We start from the raw sequence: 19,387 nt of genomic DNA, 5'->3' as shown, positions 1-19,387 counted from the left end.
CCCGGACCACCTCCCGGGCCCTGAAACCTCAACACCCGCCCCTGAGGCGCCCGTTCAGGCCGTAGGACCGCTCCTGGGCACCGACACGGTCACCTTGAGGCCGTGCGGGTCGTGGTGGCCGTACGTGAGGGAGCCACCGCCCGCGGCCAGCAGGACCTGGGAGATGGACAGGCCGAGGCCGGAGCCCTTGATGTTCTGGTGGCGGCCGCTGCGCCAGAAGCGGTCGCCCACGCGGGCGAGTTCGTCCTCGGTGAGGCCCGGGCCTCGGTCCGTGACGACGACGGTCGAGGTCTCGCCGTTCGACGCGACCGTCACCTCGACGCACTCGTCCTCGGGCGTGAACTTCACCGCGTTGTCGATCACCGCGTCCAGGGCGCTGGACAGCGTGACCGGGTCGGCCCAGGCCGTGGTCGGCGGGCAACTGCCCACCAGGCGCACGCCCTTGGCCTCGGCGGTCGGCGCCCAGGCCGCGACGCGCTCGGCGGTCAGCGCGCCGATGTCGGTGATCCTGAGGTCCGCGTCCGCGTGCTCGGCCAGGGCCAGGTCGAGCAGGTCGTCCAGGACCTGGGTCAGGCGCTTGCCCTCGGTGCGGACCGAGGCGATCTCGTCGTTGTCCTCCGGCAGTTCGAGTGCGAGCAGTTCGATGCGCAGCAGCAGCGCCGAGAGCGGGTTGCGCAGCTGGTGCGAGGCGTCGGCGACGAAGGCGCGCTGCTGCTCCAGCACGTCCTCGACGTTGTCCGCCATCTCGTTGAACGAGCGGGCCAGGCGCTGGAGTTCCGGCGGGCCGCCGGCGGCCGCGACCCGGGATTTGAGGCGTCCGGTGGCGATGTCGTGGGTGGTGGCGTCGAGGACCCGTACGGGGCGCAGGACCCAGCCGGTCAGCCGTAGGGCCGCGCCTACGGCCAGCAGCATCGCGGCGATCTCGCCGGCGCCGATCGTCAGCCAGCCGCGCAGGGTCCGTGAACGCATCGGCCCGGTGGGCGAGTCGGTGACCACGACGGCGATGACGTCGCCGTCCCTGATGACCGGCGAGGCGACGACCAGGCGGTTGCGCTGCCAGGGCCAGACCTGCTCCGGGTCGTGGCTGCGGCGGCTGAGGAGCGCCTCGGCGAACGCGTCGCGCACCTCGCCCGTCTTGGGCAGCAGGAAGTCGTCCGGCGCGTTCGCCATGGAGATGTCGGTGCGGTAGAAGACGCCCGCGCGGATGCCGTAGACCTCGTAGTAGCTGGCCAGTTCGCGGTCCAGGGTCTCCTGGCGCTCGTCCGGGACCGTGTTGGCGGGGCGTGATCCCGTGGGCGCGTCCGTGACGAACTGGGCCAGAGCCGCGAATCGCGCGGTGTCGTCGATACGGTCGACGATCACCTTCTGCTGCTGCGCCTTGGCGACGCTGATGGCGAGCGGGACGCCGAGCGCCAGCAGTACGGCCGCCATCAGGACGATGAGCAGCGGGAGGAGACGTGTGCGCACCCGGGCCCGCTACGCGGCCGGGGCGACGAGCCGGTAGCCGACGCCTCGTACGGTCTCGATCAGCGCGGGCATCCGCAGCTTGGCGCGCAGGGACGCGACATGGACCTCCAGGGTGCGTCCCGTGCCCTCCCAACTGGTGCGCCACACCTCGCTGATGATCTGCTCCCGCCGGAACACCACTCCGGGGCGCTGCGCGAGCAGTGCCAGCAGATCGAACTCCTTGCGGGTCAGTTGGACGACCGAACCGTCCACGGTGACCTGACGGGTGGGCAGTTCGATGCGCACCGGGCCGAGCCGCAGCGCGGTGTCGCCGTCGCCGCTCGCGTCCTCGTGGACGCTGCGCCGGCTGACGGCGTGGATGCGGGCTAGCAGCTCCCCGGTGTCGTACGGCTTCACCACGTAGTCGTCGGCTCCGAGGTTGAGGCCGTGGATGCGGGAGCGCACGTCGGAGCGGGCGGTGACCATGATCACCGGGGTGCTGGTGCGCTTGCGGATCTTGCCGCAGACCTCGTAGCCGTCCTGGTCGGGCAGGCCGAGGTCGAGGAGGACGACACCGAAGCCGTCGCTCTCGGGGACGAGTGCCTGGAGGGCCTCCTCGCCGCTGCGGGCGTGCGTGACGTCGAATCCGTGCCGCGCCAGGACCGCGGACAGAGCGGCGGCGACATGGTTGTCGTCCTCGACGAGGAGCAGTCTCATCCCGGCCCCCTCCGGTTCATCGTTCGTATGGTGTCGGCCTGTACAAAAGCACGTCTCACGCGCGCGTGCACCCAGGCAGTCACGCCGATGGACGAAGACGCCGTCAAGTGGGTTCCGGTTGCGCGAGGCTTCCGTTACCCAGCCGGTACGGATCCCGGCGACGAAGTGCTACGGCACGTGTCCTATTGCTATCCGATCGTGATGCTCAGATCTCGCTCAGATGTGATGACGCTGGTCGTAAGGCCTCACTACTGTCCTCCGCAACCGACGAGGACGGAGCCAGCAAGCGATGACCGAAGTATCGGTGGCCAAGGAAAATGTGGCCGCGACCGGCGAACTCGTCGTCCTGAAGAGCGTCAACAAGCACTTCGGCGCGTTGCACGTACTCCAGGACATCGATCTGACGATCGCGCGCGGCGAGGTCGTCGTGGTGATCGGGCCCTCCGGGTCCGGGAAGTCCACTCTGTGCCGCACCATCAACCGCCTGGAGACGACCGATTCGGGTTCGATCACGATCGACGGCAAGCCGCTGCCCCAGGAGGGCAGGGAACTGGCCCGACTGCGTGCCGATGTCGGAATGGTCTTCCAGTCCTTCAACCTCTTCGCGCACAAGACCGTGCTCGAGAACGTGATGCTGGGTCAGATCAAGGTCCGCAAAGCCGACCGCAAGCAGGCCGAGGAGAAGGCCCGGGCGTTGCTCGACCGGGTCGGCGTGGCCACGCAGGCGGACAAGTACCCGGCCCAGCTGTCCGGGGGTCAGCAGCAGCGCGTCGCCATCGCGCGGGCGCTGGCCATGGACCCCAAGGTGATGCTCTTCGACGAGCCGACCTCGGCGCTCGACCCGGAGATGATCAACGAGGTGCTGGAGGTCATGCAGCAGCTCGCCCGGGACGGGATGACGATGATCGTCGTCACCCATGAGATGGGCTTCGCCCGCTCGGCCGCCAACCGCGTGGTGTTCATGGCCGACGGCCGCATCGTCGAAGAGGCCGTGCCGGACCAGTTCTTCAGCAACCCGCGCAGCGACCGGGCCAAGGACTTCCTGTCGAAGATCCTTCACCACTGACGACCACTGCCGACCGCCGGCGATCAGCGCCGAAACCCACCGACGATCAGCCACGAACGCTGACGAACCGCTACAGCCAGCCACTGGCGGCCCGCCGACGACGGGCGGCCGCCGACTGCCGCTGAGGGTCCCGCACGCCCTCAGGGCCACCGTCACGCGCCCTGACGGGCCCTCATCTCCTCTCCAGCCAAAGGATGTTCACCATGAAGCTCCGCAAGGTCACCGTCTTCGCGACCACCGCTCTCGTCCTCTCGCTCGCCGCGACGGCGTGCGGGAGCAGCGACAAGGACGACTCCGGTTCGGGCTCCGGCGGCAGCAAGATCAAGATCGGCATCAAATTCGACCAGCCCGGTCTCGGCCTGAAGCAGCCGGACGGGACCTACGCCGGCTTCGACGTGGACGTGGCGACCTATGTGGCCGGGCAGCTCGGCTACAAGCCCGCCCAGATCGAGTGGGTCGAGACCAAGAGCGCCGACCGCGAGAACGCGCTGGCGCGTGGTGACGTCAAGTTCATCGCGGCCACGTACTCGATCAACGACGAGCGCAAGAAGAAGGTCGACTTCGCCGGCCCCTACCTGCTGGCCCACCAGGACCTGCTCGTCAAGAAGGACTCGACGATCGCGAAGGCCACGGACCTCAACGGCAAGAACCTCTGTTCCGTGACCGGCTCCACCTCGGCGCAGAACATCCACGACACGATCGCCCCGAAGGCCAACCTCCGTGAGAATGCGGGCTACTCGGAGTGCATCGCGGCCCTCCAGAGCGGTGCCGTCGACGCGGTGACCACGGACGACTCGATCCTCGCGGGCTTCGCCGCGCAGGACAAGTTCAAGGGCCAGTTCAAGCTCGCCGGCCTCAAGCTCAGCAACGAGAACTACGGAATCGGCGTCAAGAAGGGCGACTCCGCGACCGTCACCAAGATCAACACCGCGCTGGAGAAGATGGTCAGCAGCGGCGCCTGGCAGACCGCGGTCACCAAGAACTTCGGCCCGGCCAACTACAAGAACGAGCTCGCCCCGAAGATCGGCGACATCGTCAAGTAGTCCGAGAAAACCCCGGTAAGGCAGGCCCCATACCCGGAAGCGCGGGAGATCGTGTTCGACTTTCTTCAAGGTTATGACGTCCTCGGGGCGTTCTGGATGACGGTGAAACTCACCGTCCTCTCCGCCCTCGGCTCCCTGGTCTGGGGCACGCTGCTGGCCGGGATGCGGGTCAGCCCGGTCCCACTGATGCGTGGCTTCGCGACCTTCTACGTCAACACCGTCCGGAACATCCCCCTGACGGTCATCATCGTCTTCACCTCGCTCGGCCTCGCCGACATCTTCGGCGTCACCATGGGCGCGTCCGACGACTTCAAGGTGCAGGGTTTCCGGCTGGCACTCCTGGGTCTCGTGGCGTACCACGCGGCCTTCGTCTGCGAGGCGGTGCGCTCCGGCATCAACACGGTGCCCGTCGGACAGGCGGAGGCGGCCCGCGCCATCGGGCTGAGCTTCAGTCAGGTGCTGCGGATCGTCATCCTTCCGCAGGCGTTCCGCGCGGTCATCACACCGCTGGCGAACGTACTGATCGCCCTCACCAAGAACACGACCGTGGCGGCGGCGATCGGTGTCGCCGAGGCGGCCGCCCTGATGAAGACGATGATCGAGAACGAGGCCCAGACGGTCGCCATCGGCGTGGTCTTCGCGTTCGGCTTCGTGGTACTGACCCTGCCCACCGGCCTCTTCCTCGGCTGGCTGGGCAAACGACTGGCGGTGAAGCGATGACCTCCGTCCTCTACGACGCGCCCGGCCCCCGCGCCAAGCGGCGCAACGTGCTCTTCTCTGTGGTGTTCTTCGTCCTGCTCGCCCTCTTCTTGTGGTGGGTCTGGCGGACGATGGACGACAAGGGCCAGCTGAAGTGGGCCCTGTGGCAGCCGTTCACCACGTCGGACGCCTGGACGACGTATCTGCTGCCGGGCCTCCTCACCACACTGAAGGCCGCCGCGCTCGCCATGCTGATAGCTCTCCCTTTGGGCGCGTTGTTCGGCATCGCCCGCATGTCCGACCACCGGTGGGTGCGCGTCCCGGCCGGCGTGGTGGTCGAGTTCTTCCGGTCGATCCCGGTCCTGTTGATGATGCTGTTCGCGAACGAGTTCTACGTCCGCTCGACGAGCATCGGCAGCGAGGAACGGCCCCTGTACGCCGTCGTCACCGGCCTCGTGCTCTACAACGCCTCGGTGCTCGCCGAGATCGTCAGGGCGGGCATCCTGTCCCTTCCCAAGGGCCAGACGGAGGCCGCGCACGCGATCGGTCTGCGCAAGGGCCAGACGATGACGAGCATCCTGCTCCCGCAGTCCGTCACCGTCATGCTGCCGGCCATCGTCAGCCAGCTCGTGGTCATCGTGAAGGACACCGCGCTGGGCGGCGTGATGCTGGGCCTCACCGAGCTGCTCAGCTCACGCAGCACCCTCGCGGCCAACTACGCCAACGTGGTGGCGAGCTTCATCGTCGTCGGGATCATCTACATCCTGCTGAACCTCGCGCTCACCACGTTCGCGAGCTGGCTGGAGGGCCGGCTGCGCCGCAGCAAGAAGAGCACGGGCGCGACCCTGGACGTCGAGGACGCCGTGGGGCTCAACCCCGCGCAGGTACAGGGCAGCTTCGGAGCCGGCGCCGGCGGCTCGATCTGATGATCGGTCAAGTGGCATGAACGACACGGAGGCAGTGGCATGATCGCCACTGCCTCCGTCACTTGACGCAAGCACCGGCAATGGGTTGCATACGTTCTGTGATCGTGCACCCTGCTCCAACTTCCTGTTCACATGCGTCCCTGAGGACACCTTCGCGGGCAGGGGGCGCCGCACCGTGGACCCGGTGATCATCGTCGGAGCGGGGCCCGTGGGGCTCACGCTCGCCCTGGCACTGGCGCGGCAGGAGGTGCCCTCCGTCCTTCTCGACGAGGGCCCGGGCAAGGACGAATCGCGCCCCGCGCGCACTGTCGTCCTGCGGGAGGACACGACGGCACTCCTGGAGCGGCTGTCCGGCGTACCCCTCGCCGAGCTCGGTTCGCGCTGGGCCGGATGGCGGTCGATGCGGCGCAAGCAGGTGATGCGTGAGATCACGTTCGACGAGACCGAGCCCGCCCCCCTGCACATCGCCCAGCACGTCCTCACCGGCGCACTCCGGCAGGCACTCGCGGGCGAGCGTCTGGTGAAGATCGCCCCGGACAACCGCCTCGACTCGCTCGAACAGGAGCCCTCGGGCGTCACCGCCCACACCCGCGGCCCCAAGGGCACCTGGTGGCGCGGCAGTTACCTGGTCGGCTGCGACGGCCCGCGCTCGACCGTGCGCAAACTCCTCGACATCCGCTTCCCCGGCCGTACGGCGGTGGAGCGACACGCCGTGGCCGCGCTGCGCACGGAACTTCCGTGGCCCGACCGGGCGTTGTTGCATCGGGTGCCGCCGTGGCGGACGTCCGGACCCTCGGCCGGGGAGGTCACCGGACGCCCCCTCCCGAACGGCGTGTGGCGCCTGGACTGGCTGCTGCCGCCGGGCAAGGACCTGGTCACCCCCGAGCTGCTGCTGGCCCGCATCCGGGAGACGCTCGCGGGCTGGACCGAGGGCCCGACACCGCCGTACGAACTGCTCGACACCGGCGTGCACACCGTGCACCACCGGCTCGCGCGCCGGTGGCGGGCCGGGCGGGTGTTCCTCGCCGGGGACGCCGCGCATCTGCTGGGGGCGCTCGGGACGCAGGGGCTGGACGAGGGGCTGCGGGACGCCGACAACCTCGCCTGGAAGCTGGCGCTGGCCTGGCACCACGGGCCGCACGAGCCGCTGCTGGACAGTTATCAGGCGGAGCGGCGGGCGGTCGTGGCGGCCCGGCTGCGCGCCGCCGACCAGGCGCTGCCGCTGGTGCGCGGCGGCGCCGGGCTGCGCGCGGTCGTGCCCGGCTCGGCCCGCAACCATGATGTGCTGCTCACGGACGGTCACCTGGGGCACGGCGCACTCGGTGCGCCGGGGGCGTACGCCGACTCACCGCTCGCGCCCCGGCACATCGAGGCGGAGGTCCCCGTCGACACCCCGCCAGGTGCGCCGGTCGCCGACGTCCTGGTCACCGCCGAGGACGGCGCCTTCGTACGGCTGCGGGACCGCCTCGGGCGCGGAACCCTGCTGGTCGTCCTGGTCGCGCCGGGCACGGGTGTGTGGGAGCGCAAGCACTGGGTGACGGCCGGAATCATGCCTCGCCTGGCTGCCGCCGTGACGGCGCTGCCGCACCCGACCGAGCTGCTGGTCGCCGAGAGCTACCCGGGCGCCGCCGCCCACACCGTCCTTCTCGTACGGCCCGACGGGCACCTGGTCACGGCGCTGAGCGGGGTGCGTCCGGCCGACCTGTACGCGGCGGCCGAGGCGACCCTGGGCGGCCCGGCGAAGACGGAGGCCACGGCCGGCTCACGCTGAGGCCGCCGTATCCGAACTGTCCACATAGTGACGCTGAGTTGACCGGCCCGCACCACCGTGCTGTACTCCGGACCATGACCGACACCTCTGTCCACCTCTGGCGGAAGGTCCACCTGGACCTCGTCCGCTACGTGGGCTGCGTGTGTCTCGTCGCCTGCTGAATTCGCATCTCTCTCACCCGCGCGCGCCACTGTCGTGATGCCTGCGCGCACCCTCGCGAACACTCATCAGGACGGTGCACGTGTCTGTCTCCCCTTCTGCCTCCGTGTCCCCCGCCGCGCGCTCCCAGGCCCCGACGCAGGCCGACCTGCTCGACTTCGTCCGGCGTACGGCCGCCGACGCCGAGCTGATCGCCTCGCTCCCCCTCGACCCTGAGGGCCGCACCTGGGTGCGCCTGGAAGGTCCCGGCGGCAGCGAGGCCTGGCTGATCGGCTGGCCGCCCGGCAGCGGGACGGGCTGGCACGACCACGCCGAGTCGGTCGGCGCCTTCCTCACCGCCGCCGGCGAACTCAAGGAGAACTCGCTCGCCGCGCGGCTCCCGAGCAACGGCTGGAAGACCCTCGAACTGGAGGAGGGCGTGGACCGCGAACGGCGGCTGCCGACCGGCAAGGGCCGCGCCTTCGGTCAGCACCACGTCCACGAGGTACTCAACGAGTCCTCCGAAGAGCACGCGATCTCCGTCCACGCCTACTACCCTCCGCTCCCGCAGATCCGCCGCTACAGCCGCACGGGCCCGGTGCTGCGCCTGGAGCAGGTGGAGCGCCCGGAGGACTGGCAGTGAGTGCCACACGCGAACTGCCCCTCGGCATAGACGAGTTGCTGGAGCGGGCGCGCGAGACCTACGAGCGGATCGAGGCGCGGGCGGCGTACGAAGCCGCCCGCGACGGCGATGCCCTCCTGGTCGACATCCGCTACGCGGCCCTGCGCGACCGCGACGGCCTCGTCCCCGGCGCCCTGGTCGTCGAGCGCAACGAACTGGAGTGGCGCCTCGACCCCCAGGGCAGCCATCGCGCCCCTGAAGCCACCGGCCACGACCTGCGCGTCGTGGTGATCTGCAACGAGGGCTACGCGTCCACCCTGGCAGCCACGTCCCTGCACCAACTGGGCCTGCGCCGCGCGACGGACCTCGTCGGCGGATTCCAGGCCTGGAAGGCGGCGGGACTGCCTGTCACGTCGTAGACACTCTGTCCATGACGCGACACACCGTCCACGACGCGACACACCGGCCCGCTCACGATCCGTCGGAGGGGCAGTAGAGCGGGGCGGTGTCCGCGTTGGTCCTGGTGATCAGGCGGGCCGGTGTGGTGGCGATCTTCTCCACCTTCTCCTTACGGAGAAGGCTGATGGCGTTGGTGACGGCCAGTTCGCCGGTGTCCTTGGCCGAGTTGGAGACGGTGGCGGCGAAACGGCCGTCCTTGAGGGCGGCGAGTGCCTCGTCGGTGCCGTTGACCGTCACGATCTTGACCTTCTTGCCGCCGCCCGCGTCGAAGGCCTTGCGGGCGGCGAATGCCATCTCCTCGTTGGCGACGAAGGCGTAGTCCAGATCGGGATGCGCTTTGATCATGCTCGCGGCGACGGTCTTCGCTCTGGCGGCGACGAACATGGCGGGCTGGTTCGCGACCACTTTCACGTTCGCCGGCAGCCCTTTGGTGAAACCGCCCACGAGCAGGTCGGAGGCGGCGCCTGGCGCGCCCGCGATGACACCCACCTGCACCTCACGCCCTGCGGCGTCGTCCTCGATCCAGTCGGCGTCCAGCTTGCCCACCGCCTTCAGGTCGACGACGACGGCCCCGAGGATGTCGGACGGATCGGCGCTGACCGAGGTCAGGAAGATCGGGATGTGCGCGCTCTTGGCCTTGGCGATGTCGCTCTTGAGGGCGGTGGTGTTGACCGTCTGCAGGATGATCGCGTCGACATGGCGCGCGATCATGTCCTGGATGTTGGCCAGCTCCCGCGCGGCGTCCTGACGCGAGTTGACGGTGACGAGCTTCGCGAAGTTGCTCTTGGCCGTGTTCTCGATCGACTCCTGCAGACAGGTGTGGAACTCGGTGCTGCCGCCGTTGACGAACCCGAGGGTGGTGGGCCCGTCGTCGGCGGGCGTGGCACTGGACTCCAGTCCGCAGCCACTGAGTAAGAGGCACGTACCGACCAGGAGGACCACCAGTGTTCTTCGGTGGTGAGCGGGCAGGGACAAGGACAAGGGGGCCGCCTTTCAGGGCGTACGAGGACCGGTCGGCGAAACGGCCGGAGGCACTCGGGCAGGCCTGGCTGCGGCTCAGCGGGCGGGGATGGCCGAGGGTCGGCAAGCGTGGAGGGCCGAGGTTCGGCAGCAGAAGCTACCCCCGCGGCAAACATGCGCACCCTCTACGTAACGCACGCTTAGTCTGCGCAACGCGTGCCCTCCGGTGAGGCGAGTGGCCGCTGGGACGGATGCCGGAGGGTTCCCCTCGCTCGGGTCGCGCGAGGGACGGCCGCGAGTTCCGGACGGACGACCGGCGGCTTCCCGCGTTCACTCCCTGGCGGTCGCCACCGTGACCGCCCGGACCCGGAGCGCCACGCGTCCCGGCAGCGCCGTGGCAAGGAGGGCGAGGGTCCCGGCCACCGCGACCACCGTGACATACACGAGGGGCGTGACCGACGGTGCCGCCCGGCCGGTCATACCGACGCTGAACGCGGTCAGGACGGCGAGGGCGATACCGCTGCCGAGCGCCGTGGCGAGCAGCAGCACCGACAGCGCCTCGGTACGCAGCATCCGCAGCACCTGACGACGGGTCGCACCGGCGAGACGGAGCAGCGCGAACTCCCGGACACGCTCCGCGACCGACATGGCGAGCGTGTTGACCACGGCGATAGCCGTGAACGCCAGGACGAGTCCCATGGCCAGGTAGTTGACCTCGGCGTTCGCCTGTTGCCGCTGCGCCTGGAGCGAATCGGCGGCATCCGGCGAAAGAACCTGGACACCCGGGAACTCACGGAGGGTAGTCGCGAGTTGTGTCTGTGTACGGGTCGTGCTGACGAGGACGGAGGAGGCGAGCGGGTTGTCGACATGCCGGGCGACGAGATCGTGCGCGAAGGTGAGATCGCCGAAGCCGAGGCCTCTGGCGTAGACGGCGACGACGGTGAGCGTGACGGGCGTGCCGTCGCCGAGTGTGAGTTTCAGAGTGCTCCCGGGCTTCAAGTGGAGCTGGTCCGCCGCCAGTTCGCTTACGGCCGCGGTGCGCTCGGTGAGTCCGTGGAGCGATCCGGCGGTGACGTCGGGGTCCCAGGTACGGGTGAGTCCGGCGGGGGTGACGCCTTGGGCCGCGTATGTGTCGAGGCCGACCCTGACGGTCGTACGGACGATTTCGGTGACGACGTCGTGCGGCGCGCGAAGTTGCCGCGCGGCCTCGGCCGGGATGCCCGGCCCCTGGGAGGCGACGACCCAGTCGGCGCGCACGCCTTCGCGGACCTGGGCGCGGGCGGCGTCACCGAGAGTGGGCTGGGCGAACAGAACAGTGCAGGTCATGCCGATCAGGAGGGTGAGGGGAGTGACGACGGAGGCCATGCGGGTGGCATTGCCCCGAAGGTTCGCGACGGCGAGCCGGCCACACGGGCCGGTGCGCCGGAGCGGGGCTCCGATCACGAAGGCGGCCGCCTTGACGAGGAGCGGTCCGAGGAGAGCGACGGAGGTGGAAAGAACCACAACGGCGAGGAAGGTCACGGGGGTTGAGGCGGGTTCGGTACGGAGCTGACTGAGGAGAGCGGTCAGGGTGATGCCGAGGGCGAGGAGTGTTAGGCCTGCGAGGAGGCGAGTGGGGCGGGTATGGGGGAATGAGGGGAATGGCCTTGGGTGGGGCGGGGGTGCTTGATTCGGGGGCGCTTCGGCCTGGTGGCGCCGGGGTCGACTGCGGCTCCAGGTTCAGCCCCCGCTTCGGCGAGTGCCTGGGCAGGGCGTATCCGGGAGATGCGGCGGGAGGCGACCCGGGCCGCGGCCCACGCGCCGGACACGGTCGCGGCGAGAGCTGCCAGCGGTGGGACGACGCCGGTGGTGTGCTGGAGCGTGGCGGGGACCGCGCCCAGGGCGACGAACCTGCCGAAGAGCCAAGTGCCCAAGGGAAGACCGAGCAGGGCGCCCGTGATCCCGGCGATCGTGCCGACGATCAGGGCCTCGCGGCCGAGGAGTTTGCGGATCTGGCCGGAGGTGGCGGCCACCGCGCGGAGCAGGGCGAGTTCGCGGTGGCGTTGTTGGACGGAGAGCGCGAAGGTGCCGACAACCACGAGGATCGCCACGAGCAGCGAGGTGCCGCCCATCGCGCCGCCCATGCTGACCAGCTTGATCCTGGCCGTGGCGGCGTCCGGGAACTCGACGGGGCCGCGTGCGTCACCGGTGGTGACTTGGGCGGTGGCGCTGAGGTGAGCGGTGGTGCCGCGCGGGGCGGTGAGGCTGGAGAGCGCGATCGTGTCGACGCGCGGTGTGCTGGTTCCGGCGCGGGGCGTGGAGGGGCCGGCGTGTATTGCGGAGGTGCCGGCGTGCGGTGTGGTGTTGGTGTCTGGCGCGGTGGTTCCGGCACGCGGCCCAGTCGTTCCGGTTCCGGCGTCCGGCGCGGTGGCTCCGCGGAGGGCCGCGACAACCGCCTGGCGCAGCCTGTCCGTGCTCGTGCGCTTGGCCGGTAGGACTCCGAACGCGGTGACCTGCCCGGGGTGTGCGGCCAGGCGGCGGGCCTCGGCCGTGGAGAAGAAGAGTGACGTCTGATGGCGTACGGCCGTGGCGGGAGCGGCGATTCCGGTGATCCGGTAGCTGCGCGGGGCCTGTGTCGACTGGACGGTGAGATGGTCGCCGGGCCGGAGCCGGGACCGTTCGGCGAAGTCCCGGTCGATGACGAGATCGGTCGCGGCCCGCGGGGCGCTGCCGCTGACGAGCCGGTACGGCGTCAGCGCGGCCGAGTCCCAGGCGTGCCCGTAGGACGTCCGGCCGCCGGTGCCGGTGCCGGTGGGTGTCAACGGCTGGGCGAGGAAGGTCAGTTCGGGGATGACACGGGCGACACCCGGGGTCCTCGTCAGCGTGCTCTCCAGGCTCGCGGGGAGCCAGGCGCGCTCGGCGATCGGTTTCGCCTTGTGCTTGACCTTGGTCTTGCCCTTCTTGTGTTTGACGGTGGTCTGGTGGACGTTCTGGTCGGCGTAGACCACGACAGGGCTCGCCGCGTAGCGCTCGGTGCGGATGGTGCCGCGCAGACCGGTGTCGAGGAGGGTGCCGCACGCCGTGATGAGGGCGGCCGCGCACATCAGGGCGAGGAAGGCGCCGAGGAAACCGGCCTTGCGGGCGCGGACGGACCGAAGGGCATAGCGCAGCATCATGAGGGCTCGGTCTCTTTTCTGTTGTGTCCCGGCTCGGCGTCGGCAGGGCGCGCAAGGGCGACTTCGGCACCGGCACCAACGCCAACCCCCGTATCCGCTTCGGCGTCGGCCTCAGCGGGAGGCGCCGGAAAGGCCAGGAACCGCGTAAGCACCGTGCGCGCCCCGGCCGGCGTCTCAGCCTCGGCGCGCTTGTAGCGGTTGAGGAGCGCGATGTACTCCTCGAAGAACTCCCGGAGTTCGGGCGGGGTCAGCCGGATCGTGCCGCGTGAGTACGGGAACGCGTCCTCCCATACCCCGTTCTCGGCGGAGTCCCGCTGGAGCCGCTCGAAGAGCTCCAGATCGGCGGCGTACGCATGGTGGTTGAGCTCGTCCATGACGTGCCGCATCTCGGCACTCTGACGGCTGCGCGGCGGAAACCGGCGGTCACCGGGAACGGCCCGCCACCAACGCTCGCGACCATGCCCGGGCGCACGCTCCGCCCCTGTCCCCGTTTCCGCGTCCCCCTCTCCAACTTCCGCACCCGCACCCGCCGTTGCCGTCTCCTCCCCCGCCCTCGCCCCCGTCTCCTCGACGAAGCCGTAGCGGGCGAGTTCACGCAGGTGGTAGCTGGTGGAGCCGGTGTTCAGGCCCAGCGCGCGGGCGAGTGTGGCCGAGGTCGCGGGGCCGTGCAGGGTGAGGTGCTGGAGCATGCGCTGGCGGCGGGGTTGCGCGAGGGCCTTCAGCGCGGCGAGGTCGGAGAGCTCGACCGGTGCGGGTGTCGCCGGGGTCCGCTCGGCGGGCGTCGCCACGCCGGGTGTGCCGGGTTCCTGTGCCATGAGTACACAGTCGTTTGTGCACAGGCGCCTGTGCACTGGGGCAATCCGGCGTCTTCAACCGGGGGTTGGCCCTACCTCGGGCATCAGCATGGCGCTTGCCTGAACGCGGTCGGCGCCCCCGCGCGTCCACCGTGTTCAGGACGTTCGCACCACCGAGGGGTCAGAACCGGATCGATGCGGAACCGGATCGATTCCGGATCAGTACCCGTCGCCCTCGTCCCCGAGGAACTCCGTGTCCTCGCCCTCTTCCTCCAACGCCTGCCGGACCACGCTGAGGGCCATGCCCTGGGAGTAGCCCTTGCGGGCCAGCATGCCCGCGAGGCGGCGCAGCCTCTTGTCGCGATCGAGGCCCCGGGTGGACCGCAGTTTGCGGTCGACCAGTTCGCGGGCCGTCGTCTCCTCCTGCTCGGAGTCGAGCTGGGAGACGGCCTCGTCGATCAGCGTCGGGTCGACTCCCTTGGTGCGCAGCTCTTGGGCGAGCGCCCGCCGGGCCAGGCCCCGACCGTGGTGCCGGGACTCCACCCAGGCGTCCGCGAACGCGCCGTCGTTGATCAGTCCGACCTCCTCGAACCGCGACAGCACCTCGTCCGCCACCTCGTCCGGGATCTCCCGCTTGCGCAGGGCGTCCGCGAGTTGCTTGCGGGTGCGCGGGTTCCCGGTGAGCAGGCGCAGGCAGATGCCCCGCGCCCGCTCAGCCGGGTCCGCCGGAGGTTCCTCCTTCTTCTCGGCCCTCGCCGAGGAGAAGTCGGGCCCGTCCGCTTCGGAAGACTCCCCGAAGCCGCGGCCACGGCGCCCACGTCTACCGCGCGCGCCGTCACCGCGCGCCGTAGACCCTCGTGAGCCGCCTTCGCCACGCGCTCCACGACCGCGGCGCGCGCCGCGGCCGGGTGCGTCGTCATCGGCAGACCCGTCGCCGGGTGAACTGCCGCCTGGCGCCGAGCTCCTGAAGAGCCGGCCGGTGCCCGCCGAACCATCGCCGGGCTCCGGGCCACCGAAAGGCGGACCGGTCTCCCCCGCGAAACCGCCGCCCGACTCGTCGCCGTACGGTCCGGCCATGCCGTACGGCTCCTCGGGCGGGCCGTCCGCACCGTAGGCCAGGCCCTCGCCGCCTCTCCCGCGCCCCTGCGGGGCGTCGGGATACGCGTACTCGGCCCAGTCCGTTCGTCGTGTCACGGGTCAGCTCTTGGCTGCCGTGGCCTTGGCCTTGGTGGTCTTGGCCGCGGCCGGAGCGGGCACCGCCTTCGCGGCGTCGTCCGTGGCGGTGGGGACCACCCCGTCCGCGACCGCCTCGGCAGCGGGCTTGTCCTTCTCCGGACGGACGCCCACGCCCAGCTTCTCCAGGATCTTCTTCTCGATCTCGTTGGCCAGGTCGGGGTTGTCCTTGAGGAAGTTGCGCGCGTTCTCCTTGCCCTGGCCGAGTTGGTCGCCCTCGTACGTGTACCAGGCGCCGGCCTTGCGGACGAAGCCGTTCTCCACGCCCATGTCGATCAGGCCGCCCTCGCGGCTGATGCCGTGGCCGTAGAGGATGTCGAACTCGGCCTGCTTGAAGGGCGGCGCGACCTTGTTCTTGACGACCTTGACGCGGGTGCGGTTGCCGACCGCGTCGGTGCCGTCCTTGAGGGTCTCGATACGGCGGATGTCGAGTCGCACCGAGGCGTAGAACTTCAGGGCACGGCCACCGGTCGTGGTCTCCGGGGAGCCGAACATCACGCCGATCTTCTCGCGGAGCTGATTGATGAAGATCGCGGTGGTCCCGGACTGGTGGAGCGCGCCTGTGATCTTGCGGAGCGCCTGGCTCATCAGGCGGGCCTGGAGACCGACGTGGCTGTCTCCCATCTCGCCCTCGATCTCCGCGCGCGGGACGAGTGCCGCGACGGAGTCGATGACGATGAGGTCGAGGGCGCCGGAGCGGACCAGCATGTCCACGATCTCCAGGGCCTGCTCGCCGTTGTCCGGCTGGGACAGGATCAGGTTGTCGATGTCGACGCCGAGCTTCTTCGCGTACTCGGGGTCGAGGGCGTGCTCCGCGTCCACGAACGCGACCTGGCCGCCGGCCCGCTGGGCGTTCGCCACCGCGTGCAGGGTCAGGGTCGTCTTGCCGGAGGACTCCGGGCCGTAGACCTCCACCACTCGGCCGCGCGGCAGGCCGCCGACACCGAGGGCGACGTCGAGCGCGGTCGAGCCGGTGGGGATGACCTCGATGGGCTCGTTCGGCCGCTCGCCGAGGCGCATCACGGCGCCCTTGCCGAATTGCCGTTCAATCTGTGCGAGCGCGGCGTCCAGCGCCTTCTCGCGGTCGGTTCCTGCCATGGGTTCCACCCGATTTGCTTGTGTCGATCGCTTCACGTCAAAGACGCTAACGCCTGCCACTGACAATGCGCCCCGACGCCCGCCCAGCCTGTGGATAACTCGGACACTTCACCATCAAAAGCCTGCCGAAACGCCCGTCATGGCCTCGCCGGAGCTTCCATAAGAATGGATGTTCGATTTTCGTGTCAAGCGCACCACGCGGCACTCGCGTCGTCGATGACCCGTGCCACTGGATCTTGACCGATTGCCCTCGGACTTCGACGGACGCGAGTTTGTGTCATCGGATTTTGATCACCACAGGTCAACGACGCAGCACACCTTCGGTGCGCGCCAGGGGGCGCGGTAAACCCGTGGCGCGCTGGAGGCGCTCCTGTCTGCCCTGACGGCAATCCGCACAGGGTGCAGCCTGTCGTCACCGTTCCGTCACAAGCAGTCGCCGCACGGAACCCTGCCGCTGTCCCGCCCTCTCTGCACTCACGTACCAACGACCACGCGTACCGCGGGGCAACAACCGACGACCGAACCCGCGGACGACACGACTCAGGGGGACGACAGCATGCGGCACAGCAACGGCATTCGCAGGGCGGCTCTGGCGACGACGGCGGTCACGGCCGTCGCGGCGGCAGTGACCGGCATCCTGCCCGGCACCGCCATGGCGGCGAGCACCACCACCTCCACCCCGCCGCCCGCCTGCCCGGCCTCCGCCCTCCAGGTCAGCGCCTGGCAGGCCGCCCACCCGCCCGTCGGGACCGGGACCGGGGCGGCGGTCGTGCAGTTCACCAACGTCTCCCGGAAGACGTGCGTCCTGAAGGGCCATCCGACGACGGTCGCCGGCGCAGGCAACGGCTCCCCCTCCCACAACACCCCGCTCAAGGTCACCCCCACCGGCAGGGCGGCCACCGTGACGGTCCGGCCGCACGGCAAGGCGTGGGTGAAGCTGACCTTCGTCCAGGTCCAGGGGGAGGGCGACGGCTACTGCGTGTCGGGCAAGACCCCGGCGGCGTATCCGACGATGGTCATCGAGCTGCCGCACTCCGGGAAGCACCAGGTCGCCCTGAACGACGGGTGGTGGGCCGAGTGTGACAACAAGGTGACCGTCACCCCGGTGTCGGCGGTCAAGCCTTCCTGACCCCGTCCCCGCAGAACGAGCAGCCTGCATGACGATCGCAAGGCTCTGACCTGCACGTTTATGAGGAACTGCACATGAGTGCAGGTCAGCGACTCAGCGTACCTTCAGTGCGCTGAGTCGCTGACCTGCGGTGATGACACAAACTCGCGTCCGTCAAAGTCCGCCCGGCAAACGGTCAGGATCCAGTGGCACGAGACAGTCGATGTCTTGTGGCGCCTCACGCCGTGACAACGCTTCGGATGGCATGGAAATCCTTCCCATGCCTGAGGTTGTGCCCGTTGACTGGCGGCAGCCGACGGCAACCGAGGACGGGAGAACTCGATGAAGATGATGAAGATGTGGAAGCGTGCGGGGATCGCGGCCGCGCTGGTCACGGCGACCGTCGGCATCATGAGTCCGGTGGCGTCGGCCGCGCCCATGCCCTGGGAGACCAGCCTCGTGCACCAGCCCGCGCCGACACAGAGCACGGCCATCACCCCGGCCGACGAGACCGGGACCGTCACCATCCTGTGCAGCGGCGGCTGCTACCAGTAGGAACCTCCTCGGACCTCCCGGCACGCCCTCGAACCCCAATGCCACAGGACGATCACGTCCCGGTCGGCCGACAGCGCACGTTCACCGCGGCCGTGTGGTCCTCGCCGTTCAGCAACCTGAGCCGGACCGGGGTGCCGCCGGGGTTGTCGAAGAGCCGGATGCCGTCGCCGAGCAGCACCGGCACGATGTGCAGGTCGATCTCGTCGATCAGTTCGCGCTCCAGGAGCTGTCGGCCGATCGTGGGCGAGAGCACTTCGAGGTTCCTGCCGCCGGCGGCCGCCAGCCCGATGCGTACGGCCTCGGCCACATCGCAGTCCAGGAAGGTCACCCCGGGGGCGGGCGGCGCGTCGTCGGGGTGGTGCGTGAGGACGAACACCGGCCCCTGCCAAGCGCCCCCGTAGACGCTGCCGGCATCCGGGAAGGCGTCGAAGCCGTCCCGGCCGCCCAGTACGGCCCCGGTCGTGGCGGCGTACTCCTCGACGAGGCCGGCCCGGAACGAGAACCCCGTCATCCAGTCCATCGCGTGGTCCGGCCCCGCCACGAACCCGTCCAGCGACATCGTGAAGTGCCACAGCACCTTGCCCTCGGCGGTCTGCGGTCCGGTGTCCGCCAACTGCGGGGCGGGCGTGGTTCCGACGCTCTGCGGGGCTTTTGCGGTGGGCATGATCGATCCTCGCTTCTGGGGTTGCCGTTCCGCGGATTCCGGGCGGCTGTCACCTCCATGGACCCGGCGCGCCCCCGAAACTCATCGCGATGCCCCTAGGAGCACTACTTCCGCCGTCGTACGGCGGGTGTCTTCGGCCGTACGACGACTGCGCGGCGGGTTCCCGCGAGGCTCGGGCCATGACGAGCCAAGTACGTCCCGCCGAGCGTCTCTGCCATGTGGTCGGTGCCCTGTTGATCCTCTCCGGGTTGGTGCATCTGGTGGTGTTCGCGGTCGACGGCGGCCCCTGGTACGGGCCCGTCTCCTGGCGCAAGCCCGTCACGTTCGGGCTCTCCTTCGGGGCGACGCTGATCGCGGTCACCTGGGTCACGTCGTATCTGCGCGTCGGGGCCCGGCTGCGCACCGTGCTGCTCGTCGTGTTCGCCGCCGACTGTGTCGTGGAGGTCGGCGGAATCACCCTCCAGGCGTGGCGCCGGGTGCCGTCGCACCTCGACATGGAGACGCCCTTCGACACCGCGGTGTCCATGACGCTCGCGGTGGGCGGCGGTGTCCTCGTGGTGCTGCTCACCGTGTTCGCGGTGGCGTCCTTCCGGCACCGGCCGACGGGGCCTGCGGGGATGGCGCTCGCGGTGCGTTCCGGGTTCGCGATCCTGCTGGTGGCGCTGGCCTCGGGCGCCGCGATGATCGCACGCGGGGTCGTCCTCGCCCGGACCGGCCACCAGGAGGCGGCGTACCACTCGACGGCCCCGCTCAAGCCGCTGCACGGGGTGAGCCTGCACGCCGTCCTGGTGTTGCCGGCCCTCGCCTGGCTGCTGTCCCGCACGTCCTGCAGCGAGGCGGTACGGCGGCGGACCGTGACCGTCGCGGTCGGCTGCTACGTCGTTGCCGTGGCCGGGGCCGGGCTGTGGGCGGTGCTCACGTACTGACCGCGAC

General features: G+C 69.9%; 17 protein-coding genes and 1 pseudogene. 10 read left to right on the top strand and 8 right to left on the bottom strand.

Translation table 11 applies throughout. The features are described 5' to 3' along the window. Positions 1-54: 54 nt before the first annotated feature. Positions 55-1,467, bottom strand: coding sequence for a HAMP domain-containing sensor histidine kinase (locus R2B38_RS31410; RefSeq protein ID WP_318019220.1), 1,413 nt, complete (start codon positions 1,465-1,467; stop codon positions 55-57). Positions 1,468-1,476: 9 nt separating this feature from the next. Beyond that, a complete protein-coding gene (locus tag R2B38_RS31405; protein ID WP_318019219.1) occupies positions 1,477-2,163 on the bottom strand; it encodes a response regulator transcription factor in 687 nt (228 codons plus the stop codon). 289 nt (positions 2,164-2,452) lie between these two features. Between R2B38_RS31405 and R2B38_RS31400 the strand changes: the two genes are divergently transcribed. The 7 genes from R2B38_RS31400 to R2B38_RS31370 all read left to right on the top strand — a co-directional run bounded on the left by R2B38_RS31400 (position 2,453) and on the right by R2B38_RS31370 (position 8,847). Further along, positions 2,453-3,229, top strand: coding sequence for an amino acid ABC transporter ATP-binding protein (locus R2B38_RS31400; protein ID WP_033286186.1), 777 nt, complete (start codon positions 2,453-2,455; stop codon positions 3,227-3,229). A 203-nt stretch (positions 3,230-3,432) separates the two neighbouring features. Continuing rightward, entirely contained in the window at positions 3,433-4,272 is an 840-nt protein-coding gene (locus R2B38_RS31395; RefSeq protein WP_318019218.1) for a glutamate ABC transporter substrate-binding protein, read from the top strand. Between the two features lie 51 nt (positions 4,273-4,323). Continuing rightward, on the top strand, positions 4,324-4,992 hold the full coding sequence (locus tag R2B38_RS31390; RefSeq protein WP_318019217.1) for an amino acid ABC transporter permease: 669 nt from the start codon (positions 4,324-4,326) through the stop codon (positions 4,990-4,992). Beyond that, positions 4,989-5,897, top strand: a complete 909-nt coding sequence (locus tag R2B38_RS31385; protein ID WP_318019216.1) for an amino acid ABC transporter permease — start codon at positions 4,989-4,991, stop codon at positions 5,895-5,897. Before R2B38_RS31390 ends, R2B38_RS31385 begins: the two co-directional genes overlap by 4 nt. A gap of 175 nt (positions 5,898-6,072) precedes the next feature. Then, positions 6,073-7,668, top strand: a complete 1,596-nt coding sequence (locus R2B38_RS31380; protein ID WP_318019215.1) for an FAD-dependent monooxygenase — start codon at positions 6,073-6,075, stop codon at positions 7,666-7,668. Between the two features lie 241 nt (positions 7,669-7,909). After that, positions 7,910-8,449 (top strand): cysteine dioxygenase, encoded by a 540-nt coding sequence (locus tag R2B38_RS31375; RefSeq protein ID WP_318019214.1) that lies wholly within the window; start codon positions 7,910-7,912, stop codon positions 8,447-8,449. Next, complete coding sequence (locus R2B38_RS31370) at positions 8,446-8,847, top strand: rhodanese-like domain-containing protein (RefSeq protein ID WP_318019213.1); 402 nt, start codon at positions 8,446-8,448, stop codon at positions 8,845-8,847. The genes R2B38_RS31375 and R2B38_RS31370 overlap by 4 nt, the downstream gene beginning before the upstream one ends. A gap of 52 nt (positions 8,848-8,899) precedes the next feature. Here the strand turns inward: R2B38_RS31370 and R2B38_RS31365 are convergent, their stop codons facing one another. The 5 genes and pseudogenes from R2B38_RS31365 to recA form a co-directional block, all read right to left on the bottom strand. Then, the gene (locus tag R2B38_RS31365) at positions 8,900-9,862 is read right to left on the bottom strand and encodes a sugar ABC transporter substrate-binding protein (protein ID WP_411978597.1); all 963 of its coding nucleotides are present in this window, start codon (positions 9,860-9,862) and stop codon (positions 8,900-8,902) included. A 315-nt stretch (positions 9,863-10,177) separates the two neighbouring features. Beyond that, a pseudogene (locus R2B38_RS31360) lies at positions 10,178-13,002 on the bottom strand (FtsX-like permease family protein). Further along, entirely contained in the window at positions 12,999-13,817 is an 819-nt protein-coding gene (locus R2B38_RS31355) for a helix-turn-helix domain-containing protein (protein ID WP_318019212.1), read from the bottom strand. The pseudogene R2B38_RS31360 and the gene R2B38_RS31355 overlap by 4 nt, the downstream one beginning before the upstream one ends. Positions 13,818-14,015: 198 nt before the next feature. Further along, complete coding sequence (gene recX / locus R2B38_RS31350; protein ID WP_318019211.1) at positions 14,016-14,990, bottom strand: recombination regulator RecX; 975 nt, start codon at positions 14,988-14,990, stop codon at positions 14,016-14,018. A 3-nt stretch (positions 14,991-14,993) separates the two neighbouring features. Continuing rightward, the gene (gene recA, locus R2B38_RS31345) at positions 14,994-16,127 is read right to left on the bottom strand and encodes a recombinase RecA (protein WP_318019210.1); all 1,134 of its coding nucleotides are present in this window, start codon (positions 16,125-16,127) and stop codon (positions 14,994-14,996) included. 556 nt (positions 16,128-16,683) lie between these two features. On the opposite strand from recA, the gene R2B38_RS31340 reads away from it, so the two are divergent. Beyond that, positions 16,684-17,256, top strand: a complete 573-nt coding sequence (locus R2B38_RS31340; protein ID WP_318019209.1) for a DUF4232 domain-containing protein — start codon at positions 16,684-16,686, stop codon at positions 17,254-17,256. Positions 17,257-17,577: 321 nt separating this feature from the next. Continuing rightward, complete coding sequence (locus R2B38_RS31335) at positions 17,578-17,790, top strand: hypothetical protein (RefSeq protein ID WP_318019208.1); 213 nt, start codon at positions 17,578-17,580, stop codon at positions 17,788-17,790. A gap of 52 nt (positions 17,791-17,842) precedes the next feature. Here R2B38_RS31335 and R2B38_RS31330 read toward each other — a convergent pair whose 3' ends face one another. Further along, positions 17,843-18,454 carry a dihydrofolate reductase family protein gene (locus tag R2B38_RS31330; protein ID WP_318019207.1) on the bottom strand — a complete coding sequence of 204 codons (612 nt, stop codon included), beginning with the start codon at positions 18,452-18,454 and terminating at the stop codon, positions 17,843-17,845. 179 nt (positions 18,455-18,633) lie between these two features. Here R2B38_RS31330 and R2B38_RS31325 point away from each other — a divergent pair, with 179 nt between their 5' ends. Beyond that, positions 18,634-19,380: a hypothetical protein gene (locus R2B38_RS31325; RefSeq protein ID WP_318019206.1), complete on the top strand. Its 747-nt coding sequence runs from the start codon at positions 18,634-18,636 to the stop codon at positions 19,378-19,380. Positions 19,381-19,387 lie beyond the last annotated feature (7 nt).

This window comes from Streptomyces sp. N50 (assembly GCF_033335955.1).
Taxonomy (GTDB): domain Bacteria; phylum Actinomycetota; class Actinomycetes; order Streptomycetales; family Streptomycetaceae; genus Streptomyces.
This window is presented reverse-complemented; position numbering and strand designations above follow the sequence as displayed.